Genomic DNA, 18970 nt, shown 5'->3' on the forward strand with positions numbered 1-18970 from the left:
GCGCCGGACGACCGGCGGCCCGCAGTCGCGGGCTCGGCCTTCGGCCGGGTGCTGAAGGTTAGCGAAGGCATTGATGGATGCCGATCTCCCCACGAGGGGGAGATCGGCAGCTCTGGCCGATGCGCTACGCTCTGTTCTCCCTGGCCAGCTGGTTCAACAGCCCCAGCGCTTCCTCCGCCCGGTCGACCAGCACGAACAGATGGTCGTGGTAGAAGGCCGAAACCGGGTTCACGCCCATGCCGGCGGCGGCGAGGCGCGTGGTGATGGCGGCGAGAAAGCCGACGGCTTCCAGCGACGAATGGATGTTCAGCGTGACCATCCGGCAGCGGAATGACGCGGTCAGTGCCGCAGCGATGGCCTTCTCCTCGGTTACGATCAGTGTCACGCCCTCGCGCTCACGAAAGATCATCACCGGCTCGAGGCCTTCCGGCTGAACGACGCCGGGCGCCAGCATGGCGAAGACATAGGTGCCGGCGAGCAGTTCCGGCGTCATCGATGCCAGCAGTGTCTTCAGATCGGTCTCGCCGGTCATTCGGTTTCTCTCGCTTGCAGAAATGGGCCGCAGCCCATGTGCTCTTCAATATCCGCGACCGGCGCGTGCCGATAGTCCAGGCGCTGCAAGGACGACATGGCGGTGTCGCTGGTGGCTGGGCTTGCAGAGCTGTCGCATCGCACAATAAAGGAGGTGAGGGCCGATGGCGGTCCGTGAAAGGCCTTCGATGATCGTTCGCCCGCGCCCCACATTCCTACAGCTGTTCTTCATCATGCGCGGTTCGGTCGTGCCACGTATCCTGCCGCAGATATTGGGCTTCGCGCTTTATTCCGCGATCATCCTGGCCGTGGCGCGCCGGTTCCAGCTTGATTTCAGCGTCTTCAACATCACGCCTTTCGGCCTGGTCGGCGTGACATTGTCGATCTATCTCTCGTTCCGCAACAACGCCGCCTACGACCGTTGGTGGGAGGCGCGCAAGCTGTGGGGCGCGCTGGTCTTCGAAATGCGCAACCTGGCACGCGCCACCACCAGCCTCATCCCGGACCAGACCGAACAGCGCGCCTTGCTGATGGAAGCGCTCGCCTTCTGTCATTTCCTGCGCGGGCAGTTGCGCAAGATCGACAGCATGAAGGATGCCCGCGCCTTCATCGACGCCGAGGCGGACAAGGCAGCAGCCTTTTCCAATCCGGCGGATGAGATGGTCAGGCGCATGGGCCGGCGTGCCAATGCGCAGCGCCGGGCGGGCGACGTCGACTCGATCGGCTTTCGTATCCTCGATGAGAGGCTCGCGTCGATCGCGGCCATCCAGGCCGGCTGCGAGCGGATCGCCGGTACGCCGTTACCTTTCGCCTACACGCTGCTGGTGCATCGCACGGCCTATATCGTCTGCCTGCTGCTGCCGATCGGCCTGATCTCGACCACCGGTTGGGCGACGCCGCTGTTCACGGCGCTGATCGCCTACACCTTCTTCGGCCTCGACGCGCTTTCGGAAGAGCTCGAGGATCCGTTCGGCACCGAGGCCAACGACCTCGCCCTCGACGGTCTCTGCCGCGTCTGCGAGATCTCGGTGTTCGAGGCGCTGGGCGAAACGCCGCCGAAGATGATCCCGGCGGAAAAGTTCTATTTTTCGTAGGCGAAGGCGCGCGGGTTTAAAAGAATCCGCCCCGCTGTCGGATCGCGGCCCCATGCCACGTCCTTGGGTCGACCCCTGCGAAAGGGCTCGACCATCAGGAGGGACCACCATGAGCATTTCCGAAACCGCGCCCGTCTCGCCGGGCGCTTTGTGGACCGGCCGCGTGCTCAGCGGCGTCATCGTGCTGTTCATGATCTTCGACGGCGTCATCAAGCTGCCGCCGCTCGATGTCGTCACCCAGACGATGGTGCCGCTCGGCTGGCCGGCCGATGCCAATGTCGCGCGCATGCTTGGCGTCATCTCGACCGCGCTCTACGCCTTGCCGCGCACCGCGGTGCTCGGCGCCATCCTGCTCACCGCGTATATGGGCGGCGCAATCGCCACCAATGTCCGCGTCGACAACCCGCTGTTCTCGCACATGCTGTTCGGCGTCTATCTCGGCATTATCCTGTGGGGTGGCCTGTATCTGCGCGATGCCAGGGTCCGCGCGCTGATCCCGTTCAGCCGATAGATCCGATCGAAGCATCGCTTTCAACTCGAAGCCTGGAACCCTTTGCCGGGCAATGTCTTAGGGATCGAATCGCCGAGTTGCGAGTTAGAGATTCGCTTGGCGGCGGAGGCGGCTCCTATCGGAGAGGAACGACGATGAAGAAAACGATGCTTTTGATGGCGCTGCTGGTGCCGCTTGCCGCTTGTTCGCAAACGGAAAAAGGCGCGGCCGTAGGCGGCCTCGGTGGCGCTGCCGTCGGTGCGGCGGTCGCCGGCGATCCGGTTGAAGGCGCCGTCGTCGGTGGCGCTGTCGGTGCTGTTGCCGGTGCGCTGATCGGCCGGGCAAGCGAGAGCGGCGAATGCCGCTATCGCGATCGGCGGGGCCGCGTCTACATCGACCGCTGCCCGAGCGGTTATTGATCGGCAGCTCTTACAGACAGAACTGGACAGCAAAACGGCGGGCCTTGGCCCGCCGTTTTCCTGGATGCGATAGGGCAATACTTATTCGGCGGTGGCGGCTTCCGCCTCGGCCGGTGCTGCTGCGGCGGCCGCAGCCGCGGCAGCAGCGTCTTCCTGCGCCTTCTTCAAGAGCGAAGCACGTTCCTGCGCCTTCTTGCCCGGCTCGGCCTTCTTCGGGTTGGAACGGGCGTCGCGCTTGACGAGGCCGGCCTCGTCGAGGAAACGCAGCACGCGGTCGGTCGGCTGGGCGCCATGCGCCAGCCAATGCTTGACGCGGTCGGCGTCGACCTTGACGCGTTCGCCGTCCTTGGGCAGCAGCGGGTTCCACGAGCCGATCGACTCGATGAACCGGCCGTCACGCGGCGAACGGGCGTCGGCAATGACGACGTGGTAGTAAGGACGCTTCTTCGAGCCCGCACGGGCCAGTCGGATCTTCAAGGGCATTTATTTTCTCCTAAAAAGGCTGATTTGGTTGATCGGTTGGTGGCTGGTTTCTCAGCCGGCTTTCATCACGCCGTTGGAAGCGGCGATCTGTTCGTGGTGGCGGATCACTTCGCGGACGACGAAGTTGAGGAATTTTTCCGCGAAATCCGGGTCGAGATGGGCATCCTTCGCCAGCTGGCGAAGCCGGGCGATCTGCTGCTGCTCGCGTGCCGGGTCGGCCGGGGGCAGGCCATGCGTCGCCTTCAGCACACCGACCGCCTTGGTGCAGCGGAAGCGCTCGGCCAGCATGTGGATGAGGGCCGCGTCGATGTTGTCGATCGAGGCGCGGTAATCGGCCAGGAGAGCGCGAGCGTCGGCCATGTCCTTCTCTTCGTTCATGGCGTCCTCACTTCTTCTTGCCAAGGCCGGGCAGGCCGCCGCCCATTCCGGGCAGGCCGGGGAGCTTCATGCCGCCGGGCAGTCCGGGTAGGCCGCCGCCGGGAAGGCCTTTCATGCCGCCGCCGAGGCCGGCTGCTTGCGCCTGCTTCTGCAAGGCTTCGAGCTGCTTGGGATCCATCTTCGACAGGTCCGGCATGCCGCCGCCCATCATGCCGCCACCCATGCCCCCGGGGCCGCCGGGCATCATGCCGCCGAGGCCCATCTTGGAGGCGAGGCCGCCCATCATGCCGCGCATCAGGCCGCCGCCTTTGCCCTTGCCGCCCATCGCCTTCATCATGTCGGCCATGCCGCGATGCATCTTGAGCAGCTTGTTGATTTCGGCCGCGTCGGTGCCGGAACCGGCGGCGATGCGCTTCTTGCGCGAATGCTTGAGCAAATCGGGATTGGCGCGCTCGGCCTTGGTCATCGACGAGATGATGGCGAGCTGGCGGCCGAACATCTTGTCGTCGAGACCGGCGGCGGCCATCTGGTCCTTCATCTTGCCCATGCCGGGCATCATGCCCATGATGCCGCCCATGCCGCCCATCTTCGACATCTGCTGAAGCTGGCCGGCGAGATCGTTCAGGTCGAACTTGCCCGACTGCATCTTCTTGGCCATCGCCGCCGCCTGTTCGGCGTCGATGTTCTCGGCGGCCTTTTCGACGAGCGAGACAATGTCGCCCATGCCGAGGATGCGGTCGGCGATGCGCTTGGGGTGGAATTCCTCCAGCCCGTCCATCTTTTCGCCAGTGCCGATCAGCTTGATCGGCTTGCCGGTGACGGCGCGCATGGAGAGTGCAGCACCACCGCGGCCGTCGCCGTCCATGCGGGTCAGGACGAGGCCGGTGATGCCGACGCGCTCGTCGAAGCTCTTGGCCAGGTTGACGGCGTCCTGGCCGGTCAGCGAATCGGCGACCAGCAGGATTTCGTGCGGGCTCGACACCTTCTTGATGTCGGCCATCTCAACCATCAGCGGCTCGTCGATATGGGTGCGGCCGGCGGTGTCGAGGATGACGATGTCGTGGCCGCCGAGCTTGGCCGCCTGCACGGCGCGGCGGGCGATGTCGACCGGCGACTGGCCGTCGATGATCGGCAGCGTGGCGACCTTGACCTGTTCGCCGAGCTGGCGCAGCTGCTCCTGCGCAGCGGGGCGCCGCGTGTCGAGCGAGGCCATCAGGACCTTCTTGTTCTGACGCTCGGAAAGACGCTTGGCGATCTTGGCCGAAGTGGTCGTCTTGCCGGAACCCTGCAGGCCGACCATCATGATGACGACCGGCGCCGGGGCATTGAGATCGATGGCGACGCCTTCGGCGCCGAGCATGTCGACCAGTTCGTCATGGACGATCTTGACGACCATCTGGCCGGGCTTGATAGACTTGACCACGGCAGCGCCGACGGCCTTCTCGCGCACCTTGTCGGTGAAGGAGCGCACCACTTCCAGCGCCACGTCTGCTTCGAGCAGCGCCCGGCGCACCTCGCGCAGCGCCGCCGAGACATCAGCCTCCGACAGGGCTCCGCGGCCGGTCAGGCCGTTCAGGATCGAACCAAGACGTTCCTGTAGCGATTCAAACATTCGTTTTCCTTTTCCCTGGCATCCGGATGATGCCCGAGAGGTAATGCGTTCGCGCCCAGTGTCCAACCAAAAGCCAAAACCACCCGGGGGCGCTCAGCGCTGCCGGGTGTTGGCCTCCAGGATCGATTTACAGCACTTCACCTCAAAGAGGCTTCGGCGTCCTGGTCGGCTTGCTCGGAGGGATACTCGTCGCGGAATTCGGGGCGTGTAGACAGGAAATCGGACACGGAGTCAAGACAAAGACCGGATTGCGTCGTTCCCGGCCTGCAATCAGGCCGTGCTCGCCCGGTCCGGAAATTCGGCGGCAACCCTGAGCGGCGAACGCGGATGTAGAAGCAGCACGATGGTCAGCAGGCTGCAGGCGATGCCGATGAAGGCGATGAGAACCGCATCCGACGTCGCCCAGCCCGGTCCTTCGAGCGGCCTGGCATTGAACAGGGCGAAGGAATTGTAGCTTTCCTGATGCGAGATCAAGAGAAACCCGGTCAGGTTGTTGCCGAGATGAGCACCCAAGGCGGCGCCGAGATTGCCGGTTGCGTAGACGACAAGTGTCAGCAGCAGCGCGAAAGCGGCGATCGACGCCAGCACGCAAGCATTGATGGCTGGTGACGAACTCGCACTCCAATGCAGCGAGGTGAACAGCAGGGCCGGCAGCAGGGCCCAGACGAATGGGCTCGTGAACCGGCTGGCGAGACCGCGCAGCAGGTAGCCGCGAAACAGCAGCTCTTCCGAAGAGGTCTGCACCAAGGTAAGCGCGGCGATCGGGATCGCAAACAGCAGCCAGGATGACAGGCTGATCGGGCCACGCGTGATCTGCGGCTGCAGCAGATAGAGCAGGATTTCGGATATGAACGACGTGATCAGCACCGCGATCAGCCCTTTGAGGAAGCCGGGCCATGAAACTCGTCGGCTGTTGCCGAGCAGCGCCGACAGCTTCTCGCCATGCACCCAGCGCATCGCGACCCACAGGCCGATCCAGATGCCGGCAAACGAGACGAGCGCGGTGAGGATGCCGAGGGGCGAAGCGAGGAAGCCCTGAATGCCGGATGATGGGGTCGCCTGCCAGGCGATGAAGGCATAGGTGCCGCCGACCAGCACGGCCACGGTGGTTGCTGCCCAAAAAAGGACCACGATCCCCGTTCCGAGCAACAGGCGCGGTAAGGTCGTCCTGGCGTTCGGCGAATGCCTGTAACGCTCGAAGGCGGCCGGATCGATGGTCACGCGGGCTCCCTTCCCAAAGTCATCGCCTGTTGACTAACCGATGGCCGGGAAAATCGGAATGGTTTTCCGCAAAGACTAAGCCAGAGCAAAGTCGGCGCAGGAGAGCGCCGCGCGGCAGCGCCGCCTGCTGGCGGCCGCTGCTGTCGCTGCGGCCGCTTGTGCCGCTTGTCGTCAGCGAACGACGTACATGATGCGCCGGGTCTGCGGATCGATCAGCGCCCGCTGGCCGTTCACATAGACATAGCGGTAATTGTAGTCCGGAATCTCGCGCAGCTCGACGGTGTCGGGCAGGGTCGCGCCGGTCACCACTTCGCCTTCGAGATAGATGGGATCGAGGCGATGCGTGTCGACATAGGTGCGGACTTCAGCCGGGGGCGAAGGGAAGTCATCCACGACCGGATCGCTGGCGATGATCGCGCCGGTATAATCGGTCGAGTAGTTGCCGATGTCCTCCGGCGGCGAGACGACAGCAACGCTGGAGCGCCGTTCCGTCAGCACCACCCGGCTGCCGCCTATATCGGCCGTCACATAGTCGGAATAGACCCAGCCCTCGCCGCCGGCCTCGGCTATGGTGCACCATTTGCTGTTTTCGATGCAGCCATTGAGCGTTGCCGACTGACCGGCGGCGAGCACGCCGATCACAGGGTATTGCGGGCCGGGCCCGGCGCGCACGTTAAGATCGGTGACGGCTGAGACGGCGGTATCGGCAAACGCGGCGCCGGACATCACGGTCAGCATTCCGGCTACCGCAGGAAACAATAGGGATTTCATGGTTTCTCTCCGTTTTCATGGTCCCTCGCCAGCGAAAACGGGGCAGCAGCTCATGCGTTCCCGCTAAAGCGCCTGCGCCAACTCACGATTTGTTCCGTGTTCTTTCGGCAAATCGGTCAGAAGTTCGTGAACGAATTCCAATTTCCGCGCCGTGACGTCCGAAATGACGAAGGGGTAGAGGTCGGGCAGGCCCATGCAGCGGTTGATCGAATTGGAGGCCTCCGACAGCACCAGCCAGCGGGCAAGGATCTTTTCGAAAGGCTCCGGCGCGGTCGCCGGCTCCGAGGGTGCTGCCTGCAATTCGCCGCCGGTGTCGCCGCGCGGCAAGTCGTTGGCCTCCACCGTCTCCAGCCGGCCGAGCGGAAAGTTCAGTGCGTGCACCATTTCCAGCGTGTCGGTGATGTGCAGGTGATGAGCCCAGGTCTCGGCCCAGTCCTCCCAAGGATGCGAGGTCGCATAGGCCGAGATGTGGCCCTGCTGCCAGTCGGGCGGCGCACCATCGGCATAATAGGCCTTCAGCGCCTGTTCGTAATCGGCACGGTCGTCGCCGAACAGTGCGCGGAAAGCTTCGAGCCTGTGCGGATCGTCGCGGATGAGGCGGTCCCAGTAATAGTGCCCGAGCTCATGGCGGAAATGGCCGAGCAAGGTGCGGTAGTTCTCGCCCATCTCGACGCGCCGCTTCTCGCGCTCGGCCGAATCCGCCTCGGCGACATTGAGCGTGATCAAACCATTGTCGTGGCCGGTGAGGATCCGCTCGCCACCAGGGCCGCCACCGATCGGATCGGCGAGGAAGTCGAAGGCCAGGCCGACCTCGTCGGCAGGGGTCTGCTTGGGGACTACCGGCAGCCCGAAGGCCAGCAGCGAGTAGATGGCGCGCTTCTTCGCCGCTTCGACACGGATCCAGCGGCGGCGGTTGCCGTCGACGGAGAGATCCGGGATCAGCTGGTTCAGCACGCAGGCGCGGCAAAAAGCGTGACCCGGTTCCGCCATCCAGTTGCAGGCGCATTCGTCGGCGTTGGTGCACTGGAAGACGCCGTCGACGCCCGCCAGCGCAAAGCGCGCGTGCTCGGGATCGTAGAGCACCGGGTTCCCGCAGTTCAGGCACTTGGCGTTCTCGAAATAGATGCGATGGCCGCAATGGGGGCAGTCGAAGAGTTTCATGTCGGTCTCAATTCACCGGAGGTGACATAGATGTTCACGGCGGCCCGTGCCCAACGCGAACAGCCGCGCGGCGTTCCGCATTTTGTCGAACTTGTTGGAACATAATCTCTGCAGAACGAGGTTTCGCAAAGCGAAGACCAGGTTCCACCTGTCGTTGGTTCCGTCCTTCGGTTCGGATCATGTCCTCGCCGCAAGCTGGGTGACAACCTGTCTTGCCACCGCTTCGCCTGACAGCCGTGCGCCGCCACAGGTCTGCATCAGCGGACCGGCCAGATGCTCGCCGGCGAAGAAGATCTTGTCGGCCACCGGCTGCATGAGTGCGGCGCGCGCCAGTGAACGGCCGGGGCGAGCGGCGGCATAGGCACCGCGTACGAAGCGCTCGCCGCCCCAATTGGTCATCATGGCGCGTCCGACATGTTTGCGCGTATCGCCGCCGAAGATGCCGCACAGCCGGTCGACGACGAAGTCGATGCCGGCCGCCTCGCCGGCCGCCGACATTTCCCAGGCGAAATCGCCGCCGACGAAGCCGACCATCAGGTCGAGGTCGAACGGGAAGCACAGGAAATAGATGTCGTGCCTGGCCATCCGTTCGATCAGCAGGTCGTCGAAGGGCTGCAGCCCGAGCCTGGTGCCCGATATTTCGACCGGCAATTTGGTCAGCATGCCCATCGGCAGGTCGAAGAAGGCGCCGAAATGCGTGTCTGGCAAGGCCGGCGAGAACGCGATCTCCTCGAAGGCGAGCACCGCCGGCGAAGCGGTGACGATCACCGCCTTGGCGCGGACGGTGCCGCGATCGGTGACGCAGGCGACGCCCGGCACGTCCCACAGGATCTTGCGCACCGGCGTCGAAAGTTCGACCGGCACGCCGGCGCCGAAACGCGCCACCAGCGCGCCAAGGCCCTCCTTGCTGAAGTAGTTCGGGTCGAGATCGGCAGCGGCCTGGAAGTCGAGGATCGAGATTTCGTCCTCGTCGGCACCGAAATCCATCGGCCCGGCGAAGGTGGCGGCGGCGCGCGGTGCATGGCCTTTTGCCAACAGCGCCGAAAGACGATCGTCATCTCCGTCCTTCACTTCATGCTTGGCCAGCAGTTCGAACAGCTTTGCGTCGGCGGCCTTCATGTCGGCTTCTTCCGCTTCGCTCGCCTTGCGCTCGCGGTAGTAGAGATGATCGACGTTCATGTCGTGATGATGCAACGTCCAGCCTGCCGCCTGGGCTTCGGGAAAATAGGGATTGCGGTCGGCCGCATGCAGCCAGGCGCAGCCGATGTCGAAAGGCACGCCGAAATGCTGGTCGCTGGTCCAGGCTCGCCCGCCGATTCGGTCTATCGCTTCGAGCAGCGTGAAGGAAAGCCCCGCCGCCTGCAAGCTCCTGGCGGCGGCAAGACCCGCCGAGCCGGCACCGATGATGACGACATCAACGTCTTGCATGCAGCCCCCCTGCCACAATAATCACTTGATCCTAGGCAAATTCCACGGCATTCGCCAGCATTGCAGCGGTGACAGTGACAAGTGCGCGTTTCGCTGGCAAGTTCGCAATTGGGACGTGATTCAGGCAACCAGGAGATCAACATGGCAATTCTTGCCAAGGGAAAGATGTTTGCAGCGGCCGTGGTGGCGGTGCTTGCGCTGGCGACGGGCGCACAGGCGGCAGCCAGCTGCGGCAAGACCGGCGCCGGCTTCGACGCCTGGAAGCAGGACTTTGCCGCGCAGGCCAGGTCGGAAGGTGTAGGCGCCAAGGGGCTGGCCGCTCTGGCCGGGGCAAACTACGCGACAAAGACGATCTCAGTCGACCGCGGCATTCACAAGGCCTTCAGCGGCTCGGTGGACGATTTCATGCGGCGTCGTGGTGGCGCAGCGATTATTTCCAAGGGCCGGTCGCTGAAAAAGTCGAATGCGGCGCTGTTCTCCAAGATCGAAGCGAATTACGGCGTGTCGCCGGGCGTGTTGCTCGCCATCTGGGGTATGGAAACCGGCTTCGGTTCGGCCATGGGCAACCAGAACACCGTCTCTGCCATTTTGACGCTTGCCTATGATTGCCGCCGGCCGGGGTTCTTCTACCCGCATGCCATCGCAGCCCTGAAGCTGGTTGATCGCGGGGCGTTGACAGCCTCGTCGGTCGGGGCCGCGCATGGCGAGATCGGACACACGCAGTTCCTGCCCGGAAACGTCCTGAAATATGGCGTCGGTGGCGGAAACCTGCGCGACAAGAGCACGGCGCTGGCTTCCACCGCCAACTTCCTCAAGGGGCATGGCTGGCGGGCGGGCGCGAGCGCGAGTGCGAATATGGGCGCGATTGCCGGCTGGAATTCCGCGAGCGTCTATCAGCAGGCCATCGCCCGCATTGCCACGGCGATCGACGGCGATTGACGGATCATGCTCCGGGCAGAAGGCCCCGGCTATTTTTGACTTGATCGGAAACCCGGCGCGAATGTCGGGTTTCATTTGATTTCGAGCGTGTAGGAGCAGCCCGCCAGCGTCTTGCCGGGGTGCGACTCGACGGTCGAGACGTTGAGCTTGATGCCCGTGGAGAAGGTCAATCCTTCCGACTCTTCGGTGCTTTGGACAACGACCTTCTCGCCAAGGAATTTTTCCGGCGTCGAAAAAACGGCAATGACATTGAGCTCCCTGGCAAGCTCTGGCGCCGCAATGCCATCGAGCACGGCCATCGGCCCGGCTGCGGTAAACACGATCGATCCCGTCTCGCGGTTGAACACGCGGATTTTGGCCGGCAGTTCGTATTGGCTGAGAAACGGATTGCCCGAGGCAACCTCCTGCCAGCCAAGCGTTTCAACGGCACCTAGTGCGCTGGACAGCCACAGGGCAAAGTCGTTGTAGGTCGGAACGTCCGCCCTGCACTCGATCAGGGCCGGAAGGTCGAGAGAGGCGGGGTCGAACTCCTGGCCGGCGGCCGGCGTCGCCAGAACAACCAGCGGCGCCAAGCAGCGACCGAAACCGCGCATCCGCGCTACTTGGTGCGGCTGCGCGCGGCCAGCGTCCTTAGCCTCAGCGCGTTGAGGCGGATGAAGCCGGCGGCGTCCTTCTGGTCGTAGGCGCCGCGATCGTCCTCGAAGGTGACCAGCGCATCCGAATAAAGCGTCTTCTTCGACTTGCGGCCGGTGACCATGACATTGCCCTTGTAGAGCTTGAGGCGCACCGTGCCTTCGACGTCTTCCTGGCTCTTGTCGATCATCGCCTGCAGCATCAGCCGTTCGGGCGCGAACCAGAAGCCGTTGTAGATCAGCTCGGCATAGCGCGGCATGAACTCGTCCTTGAGGTGGGCGGCACCTCGGTCGAGCGTGATCGATTCGATGGCGCGATGGGCTGATATCAGGATGGTGCCGCCTGGTGTTTCGTAGACGCCGCGCGATTTCATGCCGACGAAGCGGTTCTCGACCAGGTCGAGCCGGCCGATGCCATTGTCGCGGCCAAGATCGTTGAGTGCCGCCAGCATGGTCGCCGGCGACAGGTTCTTGCCGTTCAGCGCGATCGGATCACCCTTCAGGAACTCGATCTCGATCTCGGTGACCTTGTCCGGCGCGTCCATCGGCGAAACGGTGCGCTGATGAACGAATTCCGGCGGCTCCACCCACGGGTCTTCCAGCACCTTGCCCTCGGAGGACGAATGCAAGAGGTTGGCGTCGACCGAAAACGGTGCGTCGCCCTTCTTGTCCTTCGGCACCGGGATCTGGTGCTGCTCGGCGAAATTCATCAGGTCGGTACGCGATTTGAACGACCAGTCGCGCCACGGCGCGATGACCTTGATGTCGGGGTTCAGTGCGTAAGCTGAAAGCTCGAAGCGAACCTGATCGTTGCCCTTGCCGGTGGCGCCATGCGCGATCGCGTCGGCGCCGGTTTCCCGGGCTATATCGACCAGATGCTTGGAGATCAGCGGCCGCGCGATCGAGGTGCCGAGCAGATAGGTGCCTTCATAGACGGTGTTGGCGCGAAACATCGGGAAGACGAAGTCGGACACGAATTCCTCGCGCACGTCGACGACGCGGATGTCCTTGATGCCCATCATCTCGGCCTTGCGACGGGCCGGCTCGAGTTCGCCGCCCTGGCCAAGATCGGCGGTGAAAGTCACGACTTCGGCGCCGAGTTCAGTCTGCAGCCATTTCAGGATGATGGATGTGTCGAGACCGCCGGAATAGGCGAGCACGACCTTCTTGACGTCTTTGGCCTTGGACATTTCTACTCCGTCGATGGCGGACGCCCCAGCCTGGGCGTCACGGATTGTCGCAGCGCCTTTTAGCAGGAACGGCAGAGCGAGCAAGCACACGTGCATGCATGGCTTCTGGTCCAGTCCATGGCGAGGGGTGGGCAGGGAAAACAACCTGCTGCAATCAAGGGCTGCATTTGCTGGAGGGATTTAATCAAGTTTTCACGCTCCGTCGCTAATATGACGACAAGCTGTGTAGGCGAAGTGCCGAGACGGCCTTGCCTCGTCGCGGGCACCCTCGGGCTGGGCCATTCCTGATGCGCGTTATATCATGTATCGCCACGGAGCATAATCTGTGGCTCGTCCTGCTGGCGGCGCTGATGTGCGTCACCGGCTGCTGGGTGACGATCGGCCTCTTCGACCGTGCCAGGAAAACCGCCGGCGTGCAGATGCGGGGCTGGCTGTTCCTGACCGCAGTCGCGGCCGGTTCCTCGATCTGGTGCACGCATTTTATCGCCATGCTGGCCTATGAGCCCGGCGCGCCGATCACCTTCGATCCGGTCTTGACCATGGTGTCCCTGGTCATCGCCATTGCCGGCACCGGAGCGGGCTTCACCCTTGCCTCCGACAAGCGTCTGGTCCCGGAGTGGGGCGGATGCGTCGTCGGGCTGGCGATCTCGGCCATGCACTACACCGGCATGATGGCCTATCACGTTGCCGGCATCGTCGAATGGGACGGCTCCTATGTTGCCGCTTCACTGGTGATTTCGGCGGCGTTTTCCGCCGTGGCTGTCGGCCATGCCGTGCGTCGACCATACCGCTGGTCGCACTACCTCGCCATCGGGCTGCTGGTGCTGGCGATCGTCGGCCTGCATTTCACGGCTATGGCCGCGGTGGCGGTGACGCCGCTGTCCTTCATCAGCACAGGCACCAATCCCGATATTCTGGTGGCAATGGCGGTCGCCGTCGCCGTGGTGGGCCTGATCGTCGCGGCTACCGGCTTCGCCAGCTATCTGATCGATGAGCGTGGTCGTTTGGAGAGCTTCGAGCGGCTTCAGCATCTCGCCCTCAACGACGCCCTTACCGGCCTTCCCAACCGGGTCTCCTTCAACGACCGCCTTGACCATGAAATCGACCGGGCATGCGAGGGCGAGGACACTATGACGGCGGTCATCGTCATCGATCTCGACCGCTTCAAGGAGATCAACGACCTCAGGGGGCATGCGGCCGGCGACCAGGCGCTCAAGATCGTCGCCCGCAGGCTATCGAAACTCATCGGCGAGGGCGAATTCGTCGCCCGGCTCGGCGGTGACGAGTTCGCCGCGATCAAGCGCTTCAAGGATCAGAAGGACCTTCTCGGGCTGGTCTCGCGGCTGGAGAAATCCCTGTTCGAGCCGTTGCGGCTCGACGATTTCGAAATCGCCGCCGGCGCCAGCATCGGCGTCGCCGTCTATCCGCGCGACGGGGCCGACCGCGAGCGGCTGGTCAGCAATGCCGATCTTGCCATGTACCGGGCGAAGAACGACGTCACGCGAGCCGTCTGCTTCTACGAATCCGCCATGGACGAGACGGCGCGGGCGCGCCGTGCCTTGGCCACCGACCTTCGCCAGGCGATCGACCGCGGCGAGCTTTCGCTTCACTATCAGGTGCAGACCTCGGTCCCGACCGGCGCTACCTGCGGCTACGAGGCGCTGCTGCGCTGGACCCATCCGGTGCACGGCATGATCCCGCCCGCCGAATTCATCCCGATTGCCGAGGAGAACGGCTCGATCATGGCGATCGGCGAATGGGTGCTGCGGACCGCGTGCCGCCAGGCGGCCTCGTGGGACAATGGCCACAAGATCGCGGTCAATCTGTCGCCGGTGCAGTTCGCCCATGCCGATCTCGCCAAGCTCGTCCACCAGATACTGGTCGAGACCGGGCTGTCGCCGAAACGCCTGGAGCTGGAGCTGACCGAATCGACGATCGTCGCCGACAAGGTGCGGACGCTGCATGTCCTGCGCCAGATCAAGGCGCTGGGCGTGACCATCGCGATCGACGATTTCGGCACCGGCTATTCGTCGCTCGATACGCTGCGCTCGTTTCCGTTCGACAAGATCAAACTCGACCGTTCATTCATGGCTGACGTCGAGCGAAGCCCGCAGGCCAAGGCCATCATCCGGGCGGTGCTGACGCTGGGCCGCAGCCTCGACATTCCGGTGCTTGCCGAAGGCGTCGAGACGCATGTCCAGCTCACCATCCTGCAGGTCGAAGGCTGCAACGAGGCGCAAGGCTATTTCCTCGGCCGGCCCAAGCCGATCGACCAGATCACCGGGGACGCCGATGTCCGCAACGATCAACTCGTCGCGGAGGAGCCGGCGAGGATGCGGCTGAGCAGGCAGGCATAGGACGCCGCGGCCGGCCGTCCAGCGAATGCCGTGCGGACGCCTGCTGGATCGAGATCGGGTCGCTGCTGTGTCTGGCATCGTCATGGCGCATCCTGTATAGGCCTCGCAATCCCTTGGGGCCGCTCATGTCGTTCATTCCAGACACCACCACGCTGATCCAGTTCGCCATCGCCACGGTCATCCTGGCGATCACGCCGGGGCCGGACATGACCCTGTTCGTCTCGCGCACGCTGAGCCAGGGCCGTGCCACCGGCTTTGCCTCGATGGCTGGCGCGCTGTGCGGCACGCTCATCCACACCACGCTGGTGGTGGTCGGCGTCTCGGCGCTGATCGTCGCCTCGCCGATGGCTTTCTTCGTGCTGAAGATCTTCGGCGCCGGCTATCTCGTCTTCCTGGCCTGGCAGGCAATCACCAGGGGCTCGGCATTTTCGCCGGAGAAGAAGACAGGCCCCGAGATTTCGCTGTTGCGCAGCTGGGCGGCGGGCCTCGGCGTCAATCTGCTCAACCCGAAGATCATCCTGTTCTTCATGACCTTCCTGCCGCAGTTCGTCTCCGCGCATGATCCGAACGCACCGGGAAAGCTGTTTTTCCTTGGGCTGATGTTCATCGTGCTGTCGGTGCCGGTGACGGTGCCGATGGTGCTGGCGGCGGAAAAGTTTTCGGCGGCGATGAAGGCCAGCCCGCGCGTCACGCGGGTGGTCGACTATCTGTTTGCCGGCGTGTTCTCCGCCTTCGCCCTCAAGATCCTGACGGCCCAGGCGAAGTAGGCGCCGTCATCCTGTCCGGCCATCCTCTTTTGAGCCTGGTTCGCCTTGCCACCAGCTTGCGGCCCAGCGCCCGGCGCTGAGCCAGTAAAAGATACCACCGACCATGCCGCTGCCGATCACGGCCATGATGGCGCTGGTGTCCCTGACGATGAAGGCGGTGTCATCGCTGCGGTCGGCAAGCCCGAGGAAAACACCGGCAACCACCGCGCCTGCCAGCGCATAGAACAGCCAGTCGCGCCGGCCCAGGATTTCGGCAAGCAGGATGACGACAGAGGCCGGCATCAGGGCGAAATAGGCGACGAACAGGGCGGCGAAGGGAATTGAGAAATACAGGGAAGCCGTCGCCGTCGGGTGCGCATGTTCCGGCGTGTAGCCGAGCGATGCCAGGAACAGGATGTTGAGGAAGGCACTCGCCGCCAGCGAGGCGACGGCATAGCCGAACAGGATGACAATGAAACGGACGAGGTAGCCGACGAGACGCGCCATCAATCTCTGCCCAGAGTCTGTCGCGTGCCGGACCTGCGTCCAGCCAGAAGCCAGTAGACCGAACCGGCGGCGATGCCGGCGGTGGCGAGAAAACCCAGAAAGCCCGGATTGAAGACAAAGCTGCTGGCCGAGCGCGGCATGGATACGCCAAAGGCGATGGACGTGATCGCACCGGTGGCGGCGAAGTAGTACCATCCCCGAAGTGAAAACCGTTCGGCGACAAAGAGCGCCGGGCCGACGATCAACAGCGCGCCGATCGTTACGGTCAAGACGGCGAGCGGGAACGAGCCCAGCCAGTCGAAAGCGAAAATGATGGACCAGTTGCCGTCTTCGATGCCTTCCAGGAGAGCGATCAGCAGCACCGGCACCAGGATCGAGGTCAGCACCGCGGCGACATAGCCGACCGCCATGATGGCGAAGCGTTTTAGCCAGGCGAAGGGGCGGCTCACGCCTCGCCGTGCCCCGCTATCATCATCGCTTCCAGCGCCAGCCGGTCGACCTTGCGCATGCGCTCGGAGTCGGATTTGAGCTGGCCGCAGGCGGCGAGAATGTCGCGGCCGCGCGGCGTGCGGATCGGCGAGGCATAGCCGGCATTGTTGATGTAATCGGCGAATTTCTCGATCGTCTCCCAGTCCGAGCACTGGTAATTGGTGCCCGGCCACGGGTTGAACGGGATCAGGTTGATCTTGGCCGGAATGCCCTTGAGCAGCTTGATCAGGCCCTTGGCGTCCTCGATGGAATCGTTGACGTCCTTCAGCATCACATATTCGAAGGTGATGCGCTTGGCGTTCGACAAGCCGGGATAGGCGCGGCAGGCGGCGATCAGCTCGTTGAGCGGATACTTCTTGTTGATCGGCACAAGCAAGTCGCGCAGATCGTCATTGGTGGCGTGCAGCGAGATCGCCAGCATGACGCCGATCTCCTCGCCGGTGCGGAAGATTTCCGGCACGACGCCGGAGGTCGACAGCGTGATGCGCCGCTTCGACAGGGACAGGCCGTCACCGTCGGAAGCGATCAGCAGCGCCTTCTTCACCGCTTCGAAATTGTAAAGCGGTTCGCCCATGCCCATCATGACGACGTTGGACACTTTGCGGCCCTCGGCCGGCACGATGGCGCCGTCGGGCGTGTCGCGGTCGGGAAAATCGCCGAGCCGGTCGCGGGCGGTGAGCAGCTGGGCGAGGATCTCCTCAGCCGTTAGATTGCGCACCAGCTTCTGCGTGCCGGTGTGGCAAAACGAGCAGGTCAGCGTGCAGCCCACCTGTGACGAGATGCACAGCGTGCCGCGACCCTCTTCGGGAATGTAGACAGTCTCGATCTCGACCGGCCGGCCGGCGCCGCGCGGCGGAAAGCGGAACAGCCACTTTCGCGTGCCGTCGGCGGAAATCTGCTCCTCGACGATCTCGGGCCTGGCGACGGTGAAATGCTTGTCGAGCTCGGCGCGCAGATCCTTGGAGATGTTGAACATGCCGGCGAAATCGGAGACGCCGCGCACATACATCCAGTGCCACAACTGCTGGGCGCGCATTTTCGCCTGGCGCTCGGGCACGGTGCCTGATGCAACCAGAGCCTCGGCGAGCTCGACCCGCGTCAGGCCGATCAGCGACGGCTTTTCGGGCTGTGCCGCGCGGGCACGCAACGCGTCGCGGGCGCCGTCAGTGGTGAGATCGAATGAAAGGGTCATGGTTGCACTGATATAAGCGGTTTGCGGCCGATTTCACGCATCGTGCCGGAAAGGAAGCGCGGCGCATAGCACAGGTTGACGGCAGAGTCATGGGTTGTGCGATGATGCACCCTCGCCAGAGATCCACCAACAGACCCAAAAACGAAAGGCCGGGCTTTGCGGCCCGGCCTTTCACTAAAACAAAGCCTAGCCTATTTGCACTTGGCAATCGACGTCAGCGCCGCCGAAATGCCCTTCAGCGAGAAGACGTAGCTGGTCGGGTTGCCGCGGCCGGACTTCGCCGTCACCTTCATGTCGGTGCCGGTCTTCATGGCGGCGATCAGCACCGGCTCCTCGGCGGCATTCTCGACCCAGGCCGATTTGCCGCGGGTGAACATCGAAAACGTCTTCTTATCGATGGTCACGGTGGCCTTGGAGCCGTCCTGGAAGTTGTAGCCGGCAATGAATTGCGGCTCGTAGGACACTTGCTGGCCGGGCCGCTGGCTGACGAAGAAGAACATGTCGCCATGGTCGAGCGTCGGCGGCTGCTTGTCGGTCGGCACGGTCAGGACATAGCAGACCTTGCCGCCCGACGCCTGGTAGCTGTAGGTGCCCCAGGCATTGTGCTGGCCGATTTTGGTCGCAGACTGCGCCAGTGCCGGCGCTGCCACGGCCACCAGGGCCAGACTCGAAACTATAGCAATCAATCCGCGCATCGCTTTTCCCGTATTCCAAATGGTGCGGAGGCAGGCCGGCTTGGCGTCCTGCCCGTCGCTTCATTTTGATTTAATCTGGGTTACCAAACGGTGAATTTCCGAAGAGAAAAGGACCCTCACCCCGAGGAAACCGCCGCCATTCCCGCGCCGCCGCCTTGCGAGCGGCTGGCGCGACATCCCTTTGGCGACTTGGAGGCCACGAAAGCGGCAAGAGTTTGACTTTTTACGCTGCCGCAGAAAGCCGGCTTCAACGGAGTTCCGTGCGCGAGTTCAGCCCTTGTCGGCCATGGCGTCCCTGGCGGCCTGCCGGTGCGCAGTGGTGATGTGGGCACTGACGGCGGTGATCGCGGCGGTGAGCACGGCGATGTCGTCGGTGAAGCCAAGCCCGAAGACGAAGTCGGGGATGACATCCACCGGCAGCACGAAATAGCCGAGCGCGGCGAGCAGAATGCCTTTGGCGCGCAGCGGCGTGTTCTTGTCCATGGCGCAGTAATAGGCGGCCACGACCTCTTCCATGAAGGGGATCTGCCGTGCGGCCTTCTTGGCTGTGCGCCAGAATTTCTCGCGCACTTCGCTCTCGTCCGCCAGCTTGCCGCCAAAGCCGAAGAAATCAAAACCGGATTGTTGCGCCATCA

At 63.7% G+C, this 18970-nt stretch carries 21 protein-coding genes; 6 read left to right on the plus strand and 15 right to left on the minus strand.

Features of this window, described 5'->3' with window-relative positions; translation table 11 throughout:
- Window positions 1-124: 124 nt before the first annotated feature.
- Entirely contained in the window at window positions 125-532 is a 408-nt protein-coding gene (locus tag NKJ37_RS02655) for an ACT domain-containing protein (RefSeq protein ID WP_352772558.1), read from the minus strand.
- A 163-nt stretch (window positions 533-695) separates the two neighbouring features.
- Between NKJ37_RS02655 and NKJ37_RS02660 the strand changes: the two genes are divergently transcribed.
- From NKJ37_RS02660 to NKJ37_RS02670, 3 genes are all read left to right on the plus strand, one after another.
- Complete coding sequence (locus tag NKJ37_RS02660; RefSeq protein ID WP_245273215.1) at window positions 696-1625, plus strand: bestrophin family protein; 930 nt, start codon at window positions 696-698, stop codon at window positions 1623-1625.
- A 109-nt stretch (window positions 1626-1734) separates the two neighbouring features.
- A complete protein-coding gene (locus tag NKJ37_RS02665) occupies window positions 1735-2136 on the plus strand; it encodes a DoxX family protein (protein WP_023811332.1) in 402 nt (133 codons plus the stop codon).
- Window positions 2137-2270: 134 nt separating this feature from the next.
- Window positions 2271-2534 carry a YMGG-like glycine zipper-containing protein gene (locus tag NKJ37_RS02670; protein ID WP_023811331.1) on the plus strand — a complete coding sequence of 88 codons (264 nt, stop codon included), beginning with the start codon at window positions 2271-2273 and terminating at the stop codon, window positions 2532-2534.
- 81 nt (window positions 2535-2615) lie between these two features.
- Here NKJ37_RS02670 and rpsP read toward each other — a convergent pair whose 3' ends face one another.
- From rpsP to NKJ37_RS02705, 7 genes are all read right to left on the minus strand, one after another.
- Window positions 2616-3017, minus strand: a complete 402-nt coding sequence (rpsP, locus tag NKJ37_RS02675; RefSeq protein ID WP_023811330.1) for a 30S ribosomal protein S16 — start codon at window positions 3015-3017, stop codon at window positions 2616-2618.
- A 51-nt stretch (window positions 3018-3068) separates the two neighbouring features.
- Window positions 3069-3395, minus strand: a complete 327-nt coding sequence (locus tag NKJ37_RS02680) for a chorismate mutase (protein ID WP_023811329.1) — start codon at window positions 3393-3395, stop codon at window positions 3069-3071.
- A gap of 7 nt (window positions 3396-3402) precedes the next feature.
- The gene (gene ffh / locus NKJ37_RS02685; RefSeq protein WP_352555597.1) at window positions 3403-5007 is read right to left on the minus strand and encodes a signal recognition particle protein; all 1605 of its coding nucleotides are present in this window, start codon (window positions 5005-5007) and stop codon (window positions 3403-3405) included.
- 270 nt (window positions 5008-5277) lie between these two features.
- Entirely contained in the window at window positions 5278-6228 is a 951-nt protein-coding gene (locus tag NKJ37_RS02690; RefSeq protein WP_352555595.1) for a CPBP family intramembrane glutamic endopeptidase, read from the minus strand.
- 171 nt (window positions 6229-6399) lie between these two features.
- On the minus strand, window positions 6400-6999 hold the full coding sequence (locus tag NKJ37_RS02695) for a DUF1236 domain-containing protein (RefSeq protein ID WP_352772562.1): 600 nt from the start codon (window positions 6997-6999) through the stop codon (window positions 6400-6402).
- Window positions 7000-7062: 63 nt separating this feature from the next.
- Window positions 7063-8160, minus strand: coding sequence for a zinc-binding metallopeptidase family protein (locus NKJ37_RS02700; RefSeq protein ID WP_352759331.1), 1098 nt, complete (start codon window positions 8158-8160; stop codon window positions 7063-7065).
- A gap of 177 nt (window positions 8161-8337) precedes the next feature.
- The gene (locus tag NKJ37_RS02705; protein ID WP_352555592.1) at window positions 8338-9588 is read right to left on the minus strand and encodes a flavin monoamine oxidase family protein; all 1251 of its coding nucleotides are present in this window, start codon (window positions 9586-9588) and stop codon (window positions 8338-8340) included.
- A 141-nt stretch (window positions 9589-9729) separates the two neighbouring features.
- On the opposite strand from NKJ37_RS02705, the gene NKJ37_RS02710 reads away from it, so the two are divergent.
- Window positions 9730-10527 (plus strand): lytic murein transglycosylase, encoded by a 798-nt coding sequence (locus tag NKJ37_RS02710; RefSeq protein ID WP_128304286.1) that lies wholly within the window; start codon window positions 9730-9732, stop codon window positions 10525-10527.
- Window positions 10528-10598: 71 nt separating this feature from the next.
- On the opposite strand, the gene NKJ37_RS02715 is transcribed toward NKJ37_RS02710, so the two are convergent.
- The gene (locus tag NKJ37_RS02715; RefSeq protein ID WP_352772565.1) at window positions 10599-11120 is read right to left on the minus strand and encodes a hypothetical protein; all 522 of its coding nucleotides are present in this window, start codon (window positions 11118-11120) and stop codon (window positions 10599-10601) included.
- A gap of 5 nt (window positions 11121-11125) precedes the next feature.
- A complete protein-coding gene (locus NKJ37_RS02720) occupies window positions 11126-12349 on the minus strand; it encodes an argininosuccinate synthase (RefSeq protein WP_352772568.1) in 1224 nt (407 codons plus the stop codon).
- 287 nt (window positions 12350-12636) lie between these two features.
- Between NKJ37_RS02720 and NKJ37_RS02725 the strand changes: the two genes are divergently transcribed.
- Window positions 12637-14706 carry a putative bifunctional diguanylate cyclase/phosphodiesterase gene (locus NKJ37_RS02725; RefSeq protein ID WP_352772570.1) on the plus strand — a complete coding sequence of 690 codons (2070 nt, stop codon included), beginning with the start codon at window positions 12637-12639 and terminating at the stop codon, window positions 14704-14706.
- A 125-nt stretch (window positions 14707-14831) separates the two neighbouring features.
- The gene (locus tag NKJ37_RS02730; RefSeq protein ID WP_127296353.1) at window positions 14832-15473 is read left to right on the plus strand and encodes a LysE family translocator; all 642 of its coding nucleotides are present in this window, start codon (window positions 14832-14834) and stop codon (window positions 15471-15473) included.
- 6 nt (window positions 15474-15479) lie between these two features.
- Here the strand turns inward: NKJ37_RS02730 and NKJ37_RS02735 are convergent, their stop codons facing one another.
- The 5 genes from NKJ37_RS02735 to NKJ37_RS02755 all read right to left on the minus strand — a co-directional run bounded on the left by NKJ37_RS02735 (window position 15480) and on the right by NKJ37_RS02755 (window position 18968).
- The gene (locus NKJ37_RS02735; RefSeq protein WP_352772572.1) at window positions 15480-15959 is read right to left on the minus strand and encodes a hypothetical protein; all 480 of its coding nucleotides are present in this window, start codon (window positions 15957-15959) and stop codon (window positions 15480-15482) included.
- Entirely contained in the window at window positions 15959-16408 is a 450-nt protein-coding gene (locus NKJ37_RS02740) for a hypothetical protein (protein WP_128304282.1), read from the minus strand. The genes NKJ37_RS02735 and NKJ37_RS02740 overlap by 1 nt, the downstream gene beginning before the upstream one ends.
- Complete coding sequence (rlmN, locus tag NKJ37_RS02745) at window positions 16405-17640, minus strand: dual-specificity RNA methyltransferase RlmN (RefSeq protein ID WP_023811317.1); 1236 nt, start codon at window positions 17638-17640, stop codon at window positions 16405-16407. The genes NKJ37_RS02740 and rlmN overlap by 4 nt, the downstream gene beginning before the upstream one ends.
- 191 nt (window positions 17641-17831) lie before the next feature.
- Window positions 17832-18335, minus strand: a complete 504-nt coding sequence (locus NKJ37_RS02750) for an invasion associated locus B family protein (RefSeq protein WP_127296348.1) — start codon at window positions 18333-18335, stop codon at window positions 17832-17834.
- A 270-nt stretch (window positions 18336-18605) separates the two neighbouring features.
- On the minus strand, window positions 18606-18968 hold the full coding sequence (locus NKJ37_RS02755) for a YkvA family protein (protein ID WP_127413204.1): 363 nt from the start codon (window positions 18966-18968) through the stop codon (window positions 18606-18608).
- Between the last annotated feature and the right edge of the window lie 2 nt (window positions 18969-18970).

Origin of the sequence: Mesorhizobium sp. M0140 (assembly GCF_040322475.1) — a bacterium.
Lineage (GTDB): Bacteria > Pseudomonadota > Alphaproteobacteria > Rhizobiales > Rhizobiaceae > Mesorhizobium.